The organism is Acinetobacter sp. ABJ_C5_2 (assembly GCF_044538485.1).
Lineage (GTDB): Bacteria > Pseudomonadota > Gammaproteobacteria > Pseudomonadales > Moraxellaceae > Acinetobacter > Acinetobacter nosocomialis_A.
This window is the reverse complement of record NZ_JBIUCS010000029.1, coordinates 22689-38998: the sequence shown is the minus strand read 5'-3', so window position 1 is coordinate 38998 and position 16310 is coordinate 22689. Positions and strand designations below refer to the sequence as shown.

The following is a 16310-nucleotide window of genomic DNA, read 5'->3' as shown; positions in this document are numbered from 1 at the left end:
GTTCAATATAATATTTTTATAAATCAATAGGAAACCCATTTTCATATTTTTTCTCTGAAAATTAGACTTAAGATCCCTAACGTCTTTCGATTTACAAATTTAAAGAAAAACTTAATTAAAGAGTAATTTATAACACTTCTTCATCTGTTATATTTTTTTGAAAAAATTCTGTATCTATGATTACACATTGTATTTCTTCATGATAGTAAACATCTAGACACGAGGTAGCTAACATGAATTTTTTAAGAAAGAAAAATAAAGCTAGTTTTGTATTATTTATTATCACACTCTATTCAATGCTAGGGTTTGGTTTGGGCTACATTATTTGGGAATATTTCTTGCAAATTCCATAATTTAAACTAGATACTCATATAAAAACAGCTTTGATTATGAACCAGTATAAGTAATTATATGCTTCATTCTTAGGGCATTAAATGACTTATTAAGTATAAAAAGTACCTTTCAAAATATAAGTTATCTCCAAATTGAAAGGTACTTGGTTATCAGTTAAAGCTATGCCTAGTAATGTCAGCATTAATCTCGAGACTTATTTCTTTACTACGATGATAAGCTGCTCTCAAAGCCAGTCGGATATCGTCGGAAAGGTTTCCTAGTTCAAACATTCGTAAAGCAGATTCGGTAATTCCATTAGCCAGTGTCACCTTCCCGCATAGTTCACTTGGCTGAACGTTACTTTTACGGACCATGTCTACGGCACCTGAGGCTGCTTGTAGTGCGAGATCTAAAGCGAACTGCTTATCTAGCCCCATAGAAACACCTGTTTTGACCATACTGTCGAGAATATAAAAGAAGTACGCTGGGCCTGAACCTGATAAAGCAATAATGGCATCACTTTCCGATTCTGAGTTTGCCCAATAGGTCTTCCCTGTTGCTGAGTAAATTGTCTCAACTACTTCTTTATCTAAAGGCTCTAGATATTCTGAACCAATCAGCACATGGGTACCCGTATAAGTTAATACAGGTGGGTTAGAAATGACTCTTATAATCTTTTTTGAACCCGTAATACTTACTAGTTGTTTAATATTAACCCCAGCCATCATTGATACTATCGTTTTATCAGCTAGCCATTTTTTTAATGGCGCCAGTATAGCTTTTAGGTTTTTTGGGTCTAGTAATAAAACAACGATATCAGCCTTTTTTACCTCATGCTGTTTTTGCTTTAGAATAATTTCATTATCAAACTTTCCTTCCTCTATAAGATTAATTTTTTCTTTTTGGAATCCTTTTAAAACCAAACCTCCAATTAAAGCTAAAGACAAATTACTGCTGCCAATAAAGCAAATATTAGGTTGTACTATATTCAACATTTAGAATTATTTCCTTCCTTTAGATATACTACAAAAAGAAATATTATTTATGACTTAAGTCATGGACCGTTAATACAATAAAAATTTAATAAATTTTTATGAATGTTAAGTTTGATTTTACAACAAAATCATATTTTGAGCTAAGATTAGCCTATTACTTATGACGTTATGAATAACAAATTAATCTATATTGTTAAAAATATGTAATTAAAAATTATTTTTAGCTTATCTGATTTAAGCATTATAGTTGCCAAGCTTAAAGTGTTTTTATTTAACATTCACTTAACGATCTTTGCTCTTTTTTTAAGAAACTCTCGGCTATTCGTGATGCTTCTTGAAAATTGATTTCACTGCACACCCAAAATGACAAAAGCTTTCCATCTAAATGAAAGTATTGCTTATGGTACTCAGTGACATCATCTGAATGAGGGTTTCCAACACAGAAACAATTTTCATTATTTTTTCTTACTTTACCGTTTAAAATACCGCCAATACAAATATCCATTTTTATACCAGTTATAATGTTAACTTATAAAACATAAATTTAATTTTTATATTATATAAAACAAATAATCAACTTATTTAATATTTTATATAAAAAACCCACAAAGGAAGAAGTGGGTTTTTTAACTACGTAGATGATTTCATGTTATTTAATTGAGCAAATCGCCAAAAAAATAAAACCAATAAAATCATCAAATTACGTTATTTAAGCATTCGTCACAATTGTGATGTTCGAAGCTTGTGGGCCTTTTTTACCCTGTGTCACAGTAAACTGAACACGCTGACCTTCTAAAAGAACTTTAAAGCCTTGTGTTTGAATCTCAGAAAAATGTGCAAAAACATCTTTACCTTCATCAGATTGAATAAAACCAAAACCTTTAGTTTCATTAAACCATTTTACTGTACCAGTAGTATTAGACATAAATTAATCCTAATTTTTTAAAAAACATTATCATTTGTTATTGGGTGAACCAATTAAACTAAAAAATATACACTCTACTTAAATATCTAATAATATACGGAGGATTATAAATAAAACTGCGAAAAGAGAGATTTAGGGTTACATGAATATTTTTGTAGTTAAAGTCGACTATACACGCTTCTTAACGAATTGCAATCTCTATCTTGATTAATTGATTTTTTACTTAATTTAAGACCCTCCACTCTTATCTTATTCATTGATTTTAAAAACTATTTACAAGTTTTTTTATTGATTTAACATCAATATATTAATTAAATATATCTTATTTTTTACATGATAAAATTTTGTCTTCGATAAATTTTTAAGCTTTGCTATAAGTTCAAACACTTACTTGTAGGAATAATTAAAATATTTTACTTTTTTATAAAATATACAGACTTGTATATATACACTTCACTTATTCTACTTTAAAGTACGTGTGCAGCTTAACATGTTGATGATAAACAGGAAGTAACTCCGTGAATGGTCTCTTAGTTTTTATAACCATTGCTTTTCTTACATTATCAAGCCCAGGACCAGGCGTTTTATTTACAGTAACAAATTCAATTAATTATGGTGTACGTACCGCTTTATTCGGTATTAGCGGTTTAATCATTGGTATGTTCATTATTGCTGTGATTTCTGCAAGTGGAGTCGGGCTTATTATTACCAGTAATCCTACGATCTTCACGGTCTTAAAGTTTATTGGGGCCTTTTACCTTATGTATTTAGGTTATAAAAATTTCATAAAAAAATCCCCAACACAAGATTCACTCGAAACTGAACATGACGAGAAAGGTATAAAGAAATCAAAACTTTTCTATCAAGGATTATTTGCTTCACTACTTAATCCCAAAACAATTGTCTTTTTCATTGCTCTTTTTCCACAGTTTATTGATATTAAAAAAGAAATATTAAATCAGTTTCTGGTTTTATCTTTAACCTTTTGTTTTATTGGATTTTTAATTCATTTAGTTTATGCCAACTTTTCTTCCATTTTTAAAGAGAAAATGCTTGCAGGAAATAATTTTGCAAAACTGAATAAAGTCAGTGGTTGTATTTTCTTTCTTCTCGCTATTTTACTTATTACTCAATAACAAGTTTGTACTCCTATAAAAAGCAGAATGGACCAGCTTGTTAAATGTTTTGTAGCCTATATGCTTAAAAACAGCTCTAACAAGTTGGTCTTTTTATAAGTTCACACGGTTAGCAAGCCATCCATAAAAGAACTGCTCATACTTTGGATTTTTCTCGGTAATTGCAATATAGCGTTGGCCTTGCATAATATTCAGAAGACGTACTAATACCCGTTCACCTTCATTACCGCGCTTCTTTATATAGATTGATAAAGCCTGTAATGTAGAGGGTCCATATTCCCCATCCAATTTAAGATCCGCCCAACCTTCTTTCCCTTGCCGGTTTAACAAGTTCAAAGCACGCTGTAGAAGTGGTTTTGTAAAACCAATACCGCAATTTACTCCTGTATCGAGTAGCTCTTCACCAATGATCGGACTAATCAAATTAACTTGATCAAATCGCGGCTCAAGCCAATATTGGTTCTTATAAATATCTCTTGCGATCTCTAAAGGTAAATCCTTCATTTCACCTTGATATCCATAATTACGTGCAACTGCTTGCGTAATGCCATATTTAGTAGCATGGCCAGAGTCAAGGACGTCATTTACATAACTACCTTCACGTTTTATAAGTGCATCTAAATATTGTTCAATATTCATGGGATTGTCCTCATTTATAAAACTCACTGTTAGGTATTAACTTTGAATATCATCTTTTGCTTTTTTTAAGTCTTTCATTACTTCAACAATGGTTTTCCCTTCTTGTTTATTAATGAAGTTAAATATCCATCTCACAATTGCCCAGCCAGGTAAGCCACAAATAAAGAAGAATCCACCTAAAGTGATCATGCCCCATATATCTGTCACCCATTCATGCAAGTCCCATTTCATGATAATGAATGAGCCACCAGTCAAGCTTGAGACAATAGTGCAAATCAAACCGACTACCCATTCTTGAGGTGAACGAGGAAAACGCATGATTAGAACCACTGCTACGACTAAGCTCACAGCTAAAGCAATCATCATGACCGTACCATAAAGCTTAAAAGCAGAAGCTAGTCCATTTAATGTTAAAAAATTTTCCATAATTTAATCCTGTCTCATACTTAAAATTTGAAAAATAATCTTGATTACTCCATTGTTATTTCTCATATTTTTATAAAAATCTGCTACACAACCACAGTTAGCTTAGCCGTTCTTTTTTCTCTTAAAACTGGCATACATCAATGACTTATCTTTTTTGACCAAAAAGTTGAGATAACACGCTGCCGTATATCGGAAACTTTTGTGAGCCATTAAATTCTTTGTTAGATTCTTCATGTTCTTGATACCCTTTATCGACGAACATTAAGCCTGATCCACGGAATCGGGCTTTTTTTATTTCATTTTTTGTTTTTGATAGCCGATCTCTACCACTGATTCACTATCGCCATTTTTTATATTCTGTCGTCCAGTGAGGCAGAATAAATATCACTACTTACTAAGCCATTGATAAAAATTAAAAACATACTTAAGTAAAATATTTGATTCGTTCTATCAATGAGTTCTTATAACTGATATTATAACTATAGTTATTATTAGTCAATAACTATAGTTGTTTTACTAGATATAACTTAAGTTATATATTTGTTATAAGTTAGCTGGTGCGATCATTATGGCTCTTAAAGACCGTTTAAAAGATTCAAGGATTAAAGCTAAGAAAACTCAGGCAGAAGTTGCTGAAGCAGTAAAAATGTCTCAGCCTGCTTATCAAGCTTTAGAATCGGGAAAGAACTTAAAATCTGCTTTTCTTCCACTCATTGCACAGTTTTTAGGTGTAGACGCTTATTGGCTTACTACTGGTAACACAGAAGATTCTTTTAGAGAAAGTGATGTATTTAGTCCTACCGTTGTCAGTCATGATGTAGTAGATCAATATGTGTGGATTGAAGTCGTTGAAGCAAGTTTTTCTTGTGGTACAGGCGAATCAATCGAATTTCATTTTGATGCAATTAATGGAAAAATTCCTTTCCCTGCTTCATTCTTTAAAGAAAAGCGTGTTCCTCAGGAATGTATGCGCATTATTAAAGCTAAGGGCGATAGCATGACCGATTACATCAAAGATGGAGATTTGGTCGGTATTGATATTTCTCAGACAGAAGTGATTGATGGAGAAATCTATGCAGTTTATTTCGCTGGCGAGGGAATGATTAAACAAATTTTTAAAGAAGCAGATGGCTCTTTAATTTTGCATAGCTTAAATGAAAAATTTAGAGATCGCCGTGTCACTGAAGAGAACGGGAAAAACTTTAAAGTGATGGGCCGTCAGTTCTGGCGGGCCGGTTAATTTAGTTATTAAATATAGTTAAAATAATAATTTCATCGTTTTCATGTAGTTTACTTGTTTATAACTTTAATTATTTATTTTTCCATTAGATATAAAAAAACCTATCTCTTTTAAAAGGGATAGGTTTTTTTTGCTTTATTACCATAGTTTTATCAACAATATGTATTTAAACGATAAAGTTGGTTAAATCCGGCATAGAAGCTTTTACCATCTTGGTTTAACTCAATTTCTTCACCAGTTTGAAGCTGAATTTTCTTTCCAACTTCTACCCAACGATAGCCATCAAGTGAGTTTTGCTTACGCACGTGAGGAATGATCCTCACATTAATTTCATTGCCATTTACGGCTGTGGCAATTTGCCATTCATTTACTATATTCACAATCGTATTCACTCATTACTGAGCTCATGTGATTTGACGGTATTTAATTAGAACGCTAGATTTAAGGTATGGACAATTCGTCTAGAATTTAATATTTAGCTTGATATAGGGTTATTTATAAGCTAATTGCTTTTCATGAGTTCGTATCACGAAAAGTAGTACATCACAGAGCATAATATTTTTGGATGCGGGAGTCGGATTTGAACCAACGACCTTCGGGTTATGAGCCCGACGAGCTACCAGACTGCTCCACCCCGCAATTGGAAGTAAGCTTTATACGCCTATATATTTTATAAAGCAAACTTTATTTTTTAATCGGTTGTAATTATTAACAATTATCTTTTTATTAATTTTTCATTTTAACCATTTAGTCTAAATTGGCATATCAATTTCTAACTTTTAGTTCTTTAAATTGTTGTATTTATTTTAAATAGAACCCGATATTCATAGACATCAATTGCCTTGCTTGGATAGCTTTTATACTATCTAGTTTCATCCAATTATTTTTAGTTTATATGTCTGATCCCCAGTTCTCACTCAGCGAATATCTCGGCACTGTGCAGGAAGTAATACGCCTGACATTTGACGAACCAGTATGGGTTAGGGCAGAGATTCGGAATTTAAATATTAAAGGTGGACATTACTATTTAGAACTTGCAGAGAAAGATGCAGATACGGATAAAGTCATCGCCAGTTGTAAAGCAACTATTTGGAAATTTTCAGCGAGTAAAATTGTTCTTAAGTTTGAACGAGAAACAGGAATTGAGTTAGCAAGTGACTTAAACGTTTTAATTAAAATTAGAGCTCGTTTTGATCCGCAATATGGATTTTCAGTCAATATAGAAGAGATTGACTCAAGTTTTACACTTGGGGAAATTGCAAAACGTTATCAACAAATTGTGGAGCGTTTAACTCAAGAAGGATTAATTCACAAGAATAAACTTCTCCCTACTCCTTTTGATATTCAAAATGTTTTAGTGATTGCTCCTCAAAATGCTGCAGGTTTGGGGGACTTTAAAAAAGATGCAGATGCTCTTGAGCGAAATGGGGTTTGCCATTTTGTTTATCAAAGTGCGACCTTTCAGGGAAATACGGCTGCCGTTAGCCTTATGGAGTCATTGGCAACAGGGTTAAAGCAATGGGTAAATAGTTATAACTTTCCACCCGATCTGATTGTAATTATTCGTGGTGGTGGTGCTGTAAATGACTTAGCTTATTTAAATGATTATGAACTTGCAGCCCTGCTCTGCAAACGCACTGTACCGATTTGGGTTGGTATTGGTCATGAAAAAGACCGTACCATTCTTGATGAAATTGCCCATCGTTCATTTGACACGCCAAGTAAAGTTATTGCTGGCATCCGTAACCATATTGTTGAACGCGTACAAGAAGCCGTTGATAGTCTGCAAACTATTAAGCTTCTTTCACAGCATCAAATCACGACCTATCAAAGCAAGAATGATCAGCTACTTCATCAGATTAAATCTTCGGCCCAAGGTCAACTTAACTCGGCACATCGCCTACTTGATCAAATGAAAGAGCGTATTCAATTTAGTTCACAGCAACAGGTTAAATTTTCATTAGCTGAAATCGAATCATTAATGAAAGAAGTCCTTTTACAAAATCCGAAACAAGTTCAAGCCAAAGGCTATGCAATTGTCAGATCCGAAGGAAAAGCGATTCGGTCTATACATCAAATTTCAAACCCTGCCATTGCGATTGAAATGCAAGATGGTGTGATTGAAGCCAACATTACAGAGGTAATTCCTAATGAATGAAAAAGAACTGTCTTTCAAAGAAGGTCATGCCATCTTAAAACGAAATGCTGAATTACTTGAGTCTCAGGAAAGCCCAGATATTGATAATTTAATGAAAATTGTTGAAGAATCGATTAGTGCTTATAAAGCGTGTAAATTTCGAATTGAAGCTGTTCAACAAGCTTTAGATGAAACATTTAAAGAATAATTTGCAATAAAAAAAGCCCATTTCTACTTCTCATTGAAGAAATGGGCTTAGTGAACACCACTTAGTCCTGAAATGCAAAAATGAGGATTAGGTCACATTTTTTGCAAAAACATAGTCCCATAACGACTTTCGATGTTCAATATTTTAATTGTGTCTATACGTTAGTTTGGCTTAATTTTCACCATATAAGACTATAAAACACAAACTCTGCTCATGGTTATTGTTAAATTTAATTTAAGAGTTATTCCTCATTGAATGGACCAACTAATTTATAAATTTTCCCATCTTTTGGATTTTCATAAAGTAAATCCATATTGGGTAGAATAATCTCATCATCAATTTCAATATGTTCTACACTTTTATGAAGCTCAAGCACATGGTCATTCATGGGTCTAACTTTTGCCAAAGCAATTAATTCTTTATCAAATTGGTCCTTGATAATTACTTTTAATCTTTTCATAAAAATCTCCTGAAAAATAAATTTTTTTAATATAAATAATGGGTTAAGTTTAAAATGAGCTAATCGCAGAATAGCCGATTGGCATGGCAAAGAAAGTTAAAATAAATGCAGCTGTACGTTGTAAATTGCGTTGATTTAACCAAGTTACTTTATTTGAAATAAGGACTGTTCCAAAAGCAATCCATAAAAAAGCAATTGGAGTAATTAAAGATAAAAAGACAACAATGTGAATAAAATACAAATGCGGATTTTCCCACGCTGCATGTGGAAAAATCGCCGAAGCAAAGAGCAAAGCTTTCGGGTTTAAAAGTGTTGCAAGAAATAAAGCTTTTGGCGTAATGAGTGGTCGGTCTAATTTAATATCTTCAGTCGATGTCATCCAGAGTTTAAAAGCAAGATAGAGAATGAAACCCGCACTGATCAGTTTTAATATGGCTGGAAGCCATGGAATGAAATGAGATACTGACTCAAGTAAAACACCCCAAGAGGTAATTGCGATTAGGTAACCTATTACCTCTGCCGGAATTAACTTAAGTGAATGCTTTACCCCTGCCTGTATGCCAGCCGAGGCTAATAATGTATTTGTTGGTCCTGGAGTCAGCAAAATAGTGACCACAAGTCCAATAAACAAAAATGACACCATAGGCTAAAAACTCGATTGATTACGCTAGGCGAAATATGTCAAAAACAGTCCTATATTGTCGACAAAATCGTTGTAACAAGAAATATTACAAATACTTTTTATTTTTTAAAATTAGTAGCTTATTAAAAAGTGAATCTTGGTTCATTATAATTTGTTCAATTTTAAATTTGCAAAATTCGTCACACATTTTTTAAAAATATTACTCTAATTTAAAAAATGACTTCAAACTACTTAATAATTTATCTTTTAAAATTAAGTCGTTATTTTTGAGTGCTTTTTAATCAACCTATCTTATTTCCCCTCCATCGGAAAGAAATATCATACGCCTTGAAATTGCCAAATTGATCAATATATATACAAGTGAAAATCGTGATTTTACTGAATAGATGTATTGTTCCCCATCAATTCATTAATCGCCGCTTTCATCGAATTAAATAGTTGATGGAGGATGCATGATGAATGCTTATGTTCGCCCACATCCGGATGGTTTTAAATCTTATTTAGGAAAGGATCAGAAAACCGGTCTTTATACAGTACGGGTTGGTTGGACAATATATGAAACGAATGCCAATGGTTCTGTTTTGTATATTGTTAAAGAGGAAAGTAAAATTCCATTGGATGTAGAAAAGTTTAAAACTGACCGTCCCAAAATCTATGATGCACTTTTAAATGAAGTGCAATTTCAACGTAAGAAACAACTGGCTATTGACCTTCAAAAGTCCAATATACCCTCTTATGATCGTAAGGCCTATAAAAAACGGCGCGGCTTTACAAGCTCTTAAAATTATCTAGCAAAGTCAGTAGATACAGAAAAAGCACCCTTGGGTGCTTTTTCGTTTAACGACCAATCGCAATTAACACAAACAGACTCAGTATTAATGTACTTAATGATCGTTTGCAGTGTACGTGGACTTCATGCTCAGCTCCGTGAGCGTACTGTTCAATGTTTTCCATTACGTGTGCTCTTAAAGTTCACACTGATAATTTGCCTAATTTTCATTCATTAAAAAATTAGCCAAAAGTATTATATCGAAATAAATTTTATGTCTTGTTTGAAGAGTTTTTTCTTCATACTTCATCATTTTTCAAAACTTTAATTAGAAAAGTACATGTAACATTCTTATACGAGGTTAATCACTTATTGAGCATTTGTAGACCTTTCATTTCAAAGTGCCCTATAGGAAAAATGATTTTATAAAATGAAAAAAGATAAAAATATTCGGTTTTTTAATAATAGCCTTTCAAAAGGAGAATATTAAAATGAATAGCTCACAAGAACCAACCCCTTCTCTGTTTAGTCAAGCATCTACCTCTATTCAAGCATGCATTGAATGTATGTTTGCTTGTAAACATTGTGCCTCAGCATGTTTACAAGAAGAACATGTGCATATGATGCGTGAATGTATTAAACACTGTTTAACGTGTGTAGAAACCTGTCAGCTATGCACATCTTTAGAGTTAAGACATTCGGAGCTTGCTGAACAAGCTATGCAATTATGTGCCAGTGCATGCCAACTTTGCGCAGCTGAATGTAGTAAACACGAACATGAGCATTGCCAGATTTGTGCAAAAGCATGTTTAGCATGCGCCCAAGCTTGTCAGGCATATCGTGCTTAACTTCTAGTTAGCGTAAAAACCTACGACCTATTTGGCTCGTAGGTTTTAAAAATTTAAAAAACAAAGAATTAGAAAATTAAAATTTTAGATGAGATGAATAACTACTTTTCTTTAGGCATAAAAAAAACCCGCATCTTGGGGAAAATGCAGGCTCTTAGATCTCCCACAACGACCATGAGTTCATTATTAAGCTTGAACTTTAAACCGTTGACTCAATGTACCTTTAATAAAAATAAATTTCAATACAGAATAGTCTGTATATTTAAAATATTTTGTTATTTTTACATTACTTTTTCATAAATAGTTTAAAAATCTATGATTTTCACAAATAAGAAATAGCTTTTACAGGCATTAAAAAAGCCCGTTTCACGGGCTTTTCTGCAACGGTGAGCAATCTAAGATTTGTGTCTATCCATTTCTTACATGCTCTTTGCTAGCTATATGTAAGGTCTTATCGTATCTTTTGCCCTGTCCCAAGTTTCCCTGTGGATCGAGGAGATATTACGATTACCTTAAGTACAGTTATAGCACATTATTTATTCATGGCTAGTGCTGTTCACGTTTTTTTACAAATGAATAAAATACAATCCAACCTTAATATTTAAGGGTTTTCTACCCCATTTTGATATTGGCGAGCACTATCGCAAATTGGATACCACTTCACTTTTGAAGACACAAAAGCATGAGAAATGACTGATGTCGATATTTCTTCATTAATGAGTCCTACCCTTAAACGTACCACATCAGGTTTATCTAAACGTTCACTCCAAATCGGTGAACCACAGGTTTTACAGAACACTCTCTTTTTATTAGGCGATGCAAAATAAGCCTGTAACAGGTTTTCACCCTGCACAATATTTAAGTCACTTTTTTGTACTTGAGTAATGGCAGCGAAAGCAGCCCCTTGTGCTTTTTGGCATTGCTTACAATGACAAACCATAATTGGATTTAATTCAGCATTAATGTTGAGTTGAACACCATTACAAAGACAAGAAGCTGTATAAATCATGATTTTACCTTTTTATTTTTATGGGATTTAGCTTACACCCACACCTTTTTCAATATGATCTAAGATCGCACAAGAAGCTTGCTGGTTACCGCAGCAATCATCGGCTGAAGCCTGCAAAATATTAACCATTTCCTGTAAATGAGCAATTTTTTGCTTTAATTCGGCAATGTGTTTTACGGTTAAAGCTTTCACCTCTGCACTATGCCGATCGGTATTTTTCCAAAGCGAAATAAGCTCTTTCATCTGTTCGGATGAAAAACCTAACTCTCTGGCATGTTTTAAAAAGTTTAAAGTTTTAAGGTCTGTTTCTGAATAAATGCGATAGCCAGAAGCAGAACGCTGAGCTGCTTCAAGTAAACCGATTTCTTCATAGTAGCGAATCATTTTCGCCGAAATGCCTGAATGTTTGGATGCCTGACCGATATTCATCTCACACCTCAAATATTAAATTTGGTTTAAGACCTGCTGTCATGATCTTAAACCAAAAGTTGATTTTCAGCACCCTTACTGTACTGGCGCATGAAAACGTTTTAAGCGTAACGCATTGCCTAAAACAAAGACTGAAGAAAGTGCCATCGCACCTGCTGCAAACATCGGTGAAAGTAACACACCAAATGCTGGATAAAGCGCACCTGCTGCAATTGGAATAAGTGCAACGTTATATACAAATGCCCAAAACAGGTTTTGACGTATGTTTCGCATGGTTGCTTTACTTAACGCAATTGCGTTCGGTACACCTTTTAAACTACCTGACATCAACACAACATCGGCTGCTTCAATGGCAACATCTGTTCCTGTACCAATGGCTAAGCCAACATCTGCTTGTGCCAAGGCTGGAGCATCGTTAATACCATCACCTATAAAGGCCAAGCGACCATATTGTTTTTGCAGTTGGCGAACTGTGTCCACTTTGCCTTCAGGTAAAACCTCTGCCACAACTTCATCAATGTTCAGCTTTTTAGCAATCGCTTGCGCCGTATGACGGTTATCTCCTGTAATCATGGCAACCTTGAGACCTAATTGATGCAAGGCCTCAATCGCAGCATAGGTTGTTTCTTTAATTGGGTCTGCCACGGCAATAATTGCTGCAAGTTGCTGATCGATAGCAACATAAAGCGGTGTTTTACCTTCTTCACCTAACTGAGCAGCAATCGTTTGGAATGAGCTGGTGTTTAAACCAAGTTGGTGCATATAACGATCTGCGCCAATTTGTACTTTCTGGCCTGAAACTTCTGCTTCAATACCTGAACCCGTAATCGAGTTAAATGCTGTTACTGGTAATAAGTTTAAGCCTTCACTCTCTGCTGCTTGAACAATCGCAAGAGCAATTGGATGTTCAGACTTGGCTTCGACCGAAGCAACTAAAGTCAGCACTTGTTCACGCTCAAAACCTGATTGCACATTAAAGTCTGTCAGTGTCGGTTTACCTTCGGTGAGTGTTCCTGTTTTATCAACGGCAACGACCTGTGCTTCTTGTAAAAGCTGCAAAGCTTCACCTTTACGGAACAAGACACCTAACTCAGCACCACGTCCAGTACCGACCATAATAGAAGTTGGTGTTGCAAGCCCCATCGCACATGGACACGCAATAATCAGTACCGCAACAGCATTCACTAAACCAAAAGTCAGCGCAGGCTCTGGCCCAAAAATAAACCAAACCAAGAAAGTGATTGCAGCAATTAGCATGACAGCCGGTACAAACCACATGGTGACTTTATCAACTAAACCCTGAATCGGAAGTTTAGAACCTTGGGCTTGTTCAACCATGCGAATAATTTGTGAAAGTACAGATGAAGTACCAACAGAGGTTGCCCGAATGTTTAGAGTACCGTTTTGGTTGACCGTACCACCAACCACCTGCTCTCCTATTTTCTTTTCAACAGGAACAGGCTCACCCGTAATCATAGATTCATCAATATAGCTGTGTCCGTCAACCACTTCACCATCGACAGGTACACGTTCACCCGGACGAATTTCTACAATCGTTCCACTGACCACTTCAGCAACAGCAACTTCAACCACTTGACCATCACGTTGAATACGGGCTGTTTTTGGCTGCATTCCTACTAAATGTTGAATCGCTTGTGAAGTACGTCCTTTAGCTTTTGCTTCGAAATATCGTCCGAGCAAAATTAAACTGACAATAACGGCAGCCGCTTCAAAGTAAACATTGACCGTGCCTTGTGGTAACACATGCGGCATAAAGGTTGCTACGACTGAAAAACTGTAGGCAGCCAAGGTTCCAATTGCCACTAGAGAGTTCATGTCTGGCGCTAAACGCCATAGGGCTGGAATCCCTTTTTGGTAAAAACGGCGACCTGGAAAAACGAGCACTAGTGTGGTCAAAGCAAACTGTAAAAGCCAGCTATTGTATTGACCAATCGTGTCCATGACCCACATGTGAAAAGCTGGAATGAGATGTGAACCCATTTCCAAAATAAACACAGGTAAGGCCAACACAATCGAAATGATTAAATCTTTTTTAAGCTGATCTAACTCTGACGCTTTTTTGTCGAGTTGCTCATCTTGATTTTTTTCAGATGCTTTTGCGTCGTAACCTGCTTTTTTAACAGCGCGAATTAAGTCTTCAACATTGACTGATGCATCTGCTTGTACCCAAGCTTGCTCTGTTGCTAAGTTGACTGTGGCTTCTTGAACGCCTTCTACTTTTTTAAGGGCCTTTTCAACACGTGCAACACAAGATGCACAAGTCATACCCTCAATAGACAACTCCACTGGCGCAGCTTTTGGAACATCGTAACCTGCTCGTTCAACTGCTTTAACCAGTGCTTCGCGATGGATCGGTTGATTTGAATAAACGACGGCTTTTTCTGTTGCCAAATTAACGTTGGCAATCTCTACATTTTCAACTTTCTTAAGTGCTTTTTCGACACGACCTACACAGGAGGCACAAGTCATGCCTTCGATTGGAAGTGTTTCACTATATGCTGGCAATTTTGTGTTTTTTGAGTCCATCAAACACCTCTGCAAATCTGCAAAATTTAATATTCTGTATTGAGCATACAGATTCCCATCATGGGAAGGTCAAGCATATTTTTTTAAAAAATTGGTCTTGACCTTACAATCATGACAAGGTTTAGACTCAGTGTTATCCAAACAAACATCTCATTCTTGATGGAGTATGAATATGAAACTACTTATTGAAAATATGACTTGTGGTGGCTGCGCACGTGGTGTGACAGCAACGATTCAGGACGTCGATCCAAATGCAAAAGTAGATGTAGACTTAGCGACCAAAATCGTGACTGTTGAAAGCAGTGAAAGCGTCGATAAAATTACCGAAGCACTTGAAGAAGATGGTTTCCCAGCGAAAGTGCAATAAGATATAAAATTGCATAGCTTCAACCTTTGAGGCTATGCACTGCTTTATTTAAAAGTCGATGCCGTTTGAATCATCTATCGGGTTTTGATCAAGTGTAAAAACCGTCCGTTGATAAGGTATCCCTTCCAAGTCATAAACCTGATAAATACAATCGAACAATGATTGTAAGTCTTCACTTCTGTCCATTGCCCGTGCAGTAATAAAAATTGGGCTGACCGCGCCGTTATCTAAAATCGGAATATAGTTTAAGTGTGGAAATCGAATGGTATCGGCACTTGCTGGAATAATGCAGATCCCTTCACCCGCTGCAACTAAGCCCAAAGCCAGCTGAATTTCCCGTATTTCATGCATATTTTTGGGAACCAAACTATGCTCGGCAAAAATATTCAAAAGCTGGGTCGAAAAATTGGGTTTCGGCGAAGTGGGATACATAAACATCTTTTCATCAATGAGATCGGCCAGATATACCCCTTCCGTACGCTGAGCAATCGGATGGCTGGTATGTGCAGCAACCACCAATCGTTCTTTACGTAGCAGAATGCGTCTCACCGCAGGATCACTAATTCTTAAACGACCAAATCCAACATCAATACGCCCTTCTTTTAATGCCTGTAACTGTTCGGTCGTACTTAACTCCATCAATTGAATATTCAGATGCGGCTGCTGCTGGCGAAATAAATAAATGATTCGCGGCAGTAAACCATAGAGTAAAGACCCGACAAAACCAATCGTCACACTACGTTCAATCAGACCAATTCGCTTGGTCATACTTTTTATTTCTTCAGCATTCGACAAAAGTTTAAGGGCGTGCTGATAAAAGAAATGTCCAGCTGGGGTGGTTTGTAAAGGACGGCTTCCACGCTCAAACAGTTGAATTCCAAGCTCACTTTCCAAATTTTGAATCTGTCGACTCAAAGGTGGTTGAGCAATAAATAGTTTTTCCGCAGCTTTTGTAAAGCTCTGTTCTTCAACAACAGCCACAAAATACCGTAAATGTCTTAGTTCCATCAGGTTTCCATACCTTTAAGATATAAAAAAATGCAAATTCAGTCTTAGACACAGTTTAACCATTCTTTTAAGGTATATACAAGCAACAAACCGATGAAGTGATGAATTGCTTTGTGAAAAAGCCTTCTTGCCAATCTTCCAGTGATTCATCTTCATCAATTCACGGTTAAACACCTAGCGCACTCATGCGC

20 protein-coding genes, 1 tRNA gene and 1 pseudogene are annotated in these 16310 nt (G+C 35.4%); 8 read left to right on the top strand and 14 right to left on the bottom strand.

Translation table 11 applies throughout. The features are described 5' to 3' along the window. Nucleotides 1–233: 233 nt before the first annotated feature. On the top strand, nucleotides 234–353 hold the full coding sequence (locus ACH8JV_RS16700; protein WP_263613322.1) for a hypothetical protein: 120 nt from the start codon (nucleotides 234–236) through the stop codon (nucleotides 351–353). Nucleotides 354–503: 150 nt separating this feature from the next. Here the strand turns inward: ACH8JV_RS16700 and ACH8JV_RS16695 are convergent, their stop codons facing one another. The 3 genes from ACH8JV_RS16695 to ACH8JV_RS16685 all read right to left on the bottom strand — a co-directional run bounded on the left by ACH8JV_RS16695 (nucleotide 504) and on the right by ACH8JV_RS16685 (nucleotide 2253). Then, nucleotides 504–1328 carry a pyrroline-5-carboxylate reductase family protein gene (locus tag ACH8JV_RS16695; protein WP_396522600.1) on the bottom strand — a complete coding sequence of 275 codons (825 nt, stop codon included), beginning with the start codon at nucleotides 1326–1328 and terminating at the stop codon, nucleotides 504–506. A gap of 271 nt (nucleotides 1329–1599) precedes the next feature. Further along, entirely contained in the window at nucleotides 1600–1833 is a 234-nt protein-coding gene (locus tag ACH8JV_RS16690; protein ID WP_343569276.1) for a hypothetical protein, read from the bottom strand. Nucleotides 1834–2037: 204 nt separating this feature from the next. After that, on the bottom strand, nucleotides 2038–2253 hold the full coding sequence (locus ACH8JV_RS16685) for a cold-shock protein (protein WP_236753953.1): 216 nt from the start codon (nucleotides 2251–2253) through the stop codon (nucleotides 2038–2040). A gap of 518 nt (nucleotides 2254–2771) precedes the next feature. Here ACH8JV_RS16685 and ACH8JV_RS16680 point away from each other — a divergent pair. Next, nucleotides 2772–3389 (top strand): LysE family translocator, encoded by a 618-nt coding sequence (locus ACH8JV_RS16680; protein WP_396522598.1) that lies wholly within the window; start codon nucleotides 2772–2774, stop codon nucleotides 3387–3389. A gap of 93 nt (nucleotides 3390–3482) precedes the next feature. Here the strand turns inward: ACH8JV_RS16680 and ACH8JV_RS16675 are convergent, their stop codons facing one another. Together ACH8JV_RS16675 and ACH8JV_RS16670 are read right to left on the bottom strand one after the other, a co-directional pair. After that, nucleotides 3483–4028, bottom strand: coding sequence for a glycoside hydrolase family 108 protein (locus tag ACH8JV_RS16675; protein ID WP_396522596.1), 546 nt, complete (start codon nucleotides 4026–4028; stop codon nucleotides 3483–3485). A gap of 36 nt (nucleotides 4029–4064) precedes the next feature. Next, complete coding sequence (locus tag ACH8JV_RS16670; RefSeq protein ID WP_272480772.1) at nucleotides 4065–4394, bottom strand: hypothetical protein; 330 nt, start codon at nucleotides 4392–4394, stop codon at nucleotides 4065–4067. 628 nt (nucleotides 4395–5022) lie between these two features. Here ACH8JV_RS16670 and ACH8JV_RS16665 point away from each other — a divergent pair. Beyond that, nucleotides 5023–5694 carry a LexA family transcriptional regulator gene (locus ACH8JV_RS16665; RefSeq protein WP_263613315.1) on the top strand — a complete coding sequence of 224 codons (672 nt, stop codon included), beginning with the start codon at nucleotides 5023–5025 and terminating at the stop codon, nucleotides 5692–5694. 152 nt (nucleotides 5695–5846) lie between these two features. Here ACH8JV_RS16665 and ACH8JV_RS16660 read toward each other — a convergent pair whose 3' ends face one another. Together ACH8JV_RS16660 and ACH8JV_RS16655 are read right to left on the bottom strand one after the other, a co-directional pair. Beyond that, nucleotides 5847–6077: a hypothetical protein gene (locus ACH8JV_RS16660; RefSeq protein ID WP_025465682.1), complete on the bottom strand. Its 231-nt coding sequence runs from the start codon at nucleotides 6075–6077 to the stop codon at nucleotides 5847–5849. A gap of 179 nt (nucleotides 6078–6256) precedes the next feature. Further along, nucleotides 6257–6333 (bottom strand) — tRNA-Met (locus tag ACH8JV_RS16655). A gap of 256 nt (nucleotides 6334–6589) precedes the next feature. Here ACH8JV_RS16655 and xseA point away from each other — a divergent pair. Both xseA and xseB read left to right on the top strand, forming a co-directional pair. After that, nucleotides 6590–7852 (top strand): exodeoxyribonuclease VII large subunit, encoded by a 1263-nt coding sequence (gene xseA / locus ACH8JV_RS16650; protein ID WP_396522594.1) that lies wholly within the window; start codon nucleotides 6590–6592, stop codon nucleotides 7850–7852. Continuing rightward, a complete protein-coding gene (xseB, locus tag ACH8JV_RS16645) occupies nucleotides 7845–8039 on the top strand; it encodes an exodeoxyribonuclease VII small subunit (RefSeq protein ID WP_396522592.1) in 195 nt (64 codons plus the stop codon). Before xseA ends, xseB begins: the two co-directional genes overlap by 8 nt. Before the next feature lie 241 nt (nucleotides 8040–8280). Here the strand turns inward: xseB and ACH8JV_RS16640 are convergent, their stop codons facing one another. Both ACH8JV_RS16640 and ACH8JV_RS16635 read right to left on the bottom strand, forming a co-directional pair. Next, nucleotides 8281–8499 carry a hypothetical protein gene (locus tag ACH8JV_RS16640; protein ID WP_348888888.1) on the bottom strand — a complete coding sequence of 73 codons (219 nt, stop codon included), beginning with the start codon at nucleotides 8497–8499 and terminating at the stop codon, nucleotides 8281–8283. Nucleotides 8500–8548: 49 nt separating this feature from the next. Beyond that, nucleotides 8549–9142, bottom strand: coding sequence for a LysE family translocator (locus ACH8JV_RS16635; RefSeq protein WP_396522590.1), 594 nt, complete (start codon nucleotides 9140–9142; stop codon nucleotides 8549–8551). A gap of 452 nt (nucleotides 9143–9594) precedes the next feature. Between ACH8JV_RS16635 and ACH8JV_RS16630 the strand changes: the two genes are divergently transcribed. Together ACH8JV_RS16630 and ACH8JV_RS16625 are read left to right on the top strand one after the other, a co-directional pair. Further along, entirely contained in the window at nucleotides 9595–9924 is a 330-nt protein-coding gene (locus tag ACH8JV_RS16630) for a hypothetical protein (RefSeq protein WP_016805181.1), read from the top strand. A gap of 478 nt (nucleotides 9925–10402) precedes the next feature. Continuing rightward, nucleotides 10403–10759 (top strand): four-helix bundle copper-binding protein, encoded by a 357-nt coding sequence (locus ACH8JV_RS16625; RefSeq protein WP_263613310.1) that lies wholly within the window; start codon nucleotides 10403–10405, stop codon nucleotides 10757–10759. Between the two features lie 601 nt (nucleotides 10760–11360). On the opposite strand, the gene ACH8JV_RS16620 is transcribed toward ACH8JV_RS16625, so the two are convergent. The 3 genes from ACH8JV_RS16620 to ACH8JV_RS16610 form a co-directional block, all read right to left on the bottom strand. Continuing rightward, the gene (locus tag ACH8JV_RS16620) at nucleotides 11361–11768 is read right to left on the bottom strand and encodes a GFA family protein (protein WP_396522588.1); all 408 of its coding nucleotides are present in this window, start codon (nucleotides 11766–11768) and stop codon (nucleotides 11361–11363) included. 27 nt (nucleotides 11769–11795) lie between these two features. Next, nucleotides 11796–12197: a Cu(I)-responsive transcriptional regulator gene (cueR, locus tag ACH8JV_RS16615; protein ID WP_005070253.1), complete on the bottom strand. Its 402-nt coding sequence runs from the start codon at nucleotides 12195–12197 to the stop codon at nucleotides 11796–11798. Between the two features lie 75 nt (nucleotides 12198–12272). Beyond that, the gene (locus ACH8JV_RS16610) at nucleotides 12273–14744 is read right to left on the bottom strand and encodes a heavy metal translocating P-type ATPase (protein ID WP_396522585.1); all 2472 of its coding nucleotides are present in this window, start codon (nucleotides 14742–14744) and stop codon (nucleotides 12273–12275) included. Nucleotides 14745–14910: 166 nt separating this feature from the next. Between ACH8JV_RS16610 and ACH8JV_RS16605 the strand changes: the two genes are divergently transcribed. Beyond that, nucleotides 14911–15111: a heavy-metal-associated domain-containing protein gene (locus ACH8JV_RS16605; protein ID WP_001985155.1), complete on the top strand. Its 201-nt coding sequence runs from the start codon at nucleotides 14911–14913 to the stop codon at nucleotides 15109–15111. A 48-nt stretch (nucleotides 15112–15159) separates the two neighbouring features. Here ACH8JV_RS16605 and ACH8JV_RS16600 read toward each other — a convergent pair whose 3' ends face one another. Further along, a complete protein-coding gene (locus ACH8JV_RS16600) occupies nucleotides 15160–16119 on the bottom strand; it encodes a LysR family transcriptional regulator (RefSeq protein ID WP_000423274.1) in 960 nt (319 codons plus the stop codon). Between the two features lie 44 nt (nucleotides 16120–16163). After that, a pseudogene (locus tag ACH8JV_RS16595) lies at nucleotides 16164–16293 on the bottom strand (hypothetical protein). Nucleotides 16294–16310 lie beyond the last annotated feature (17 nt).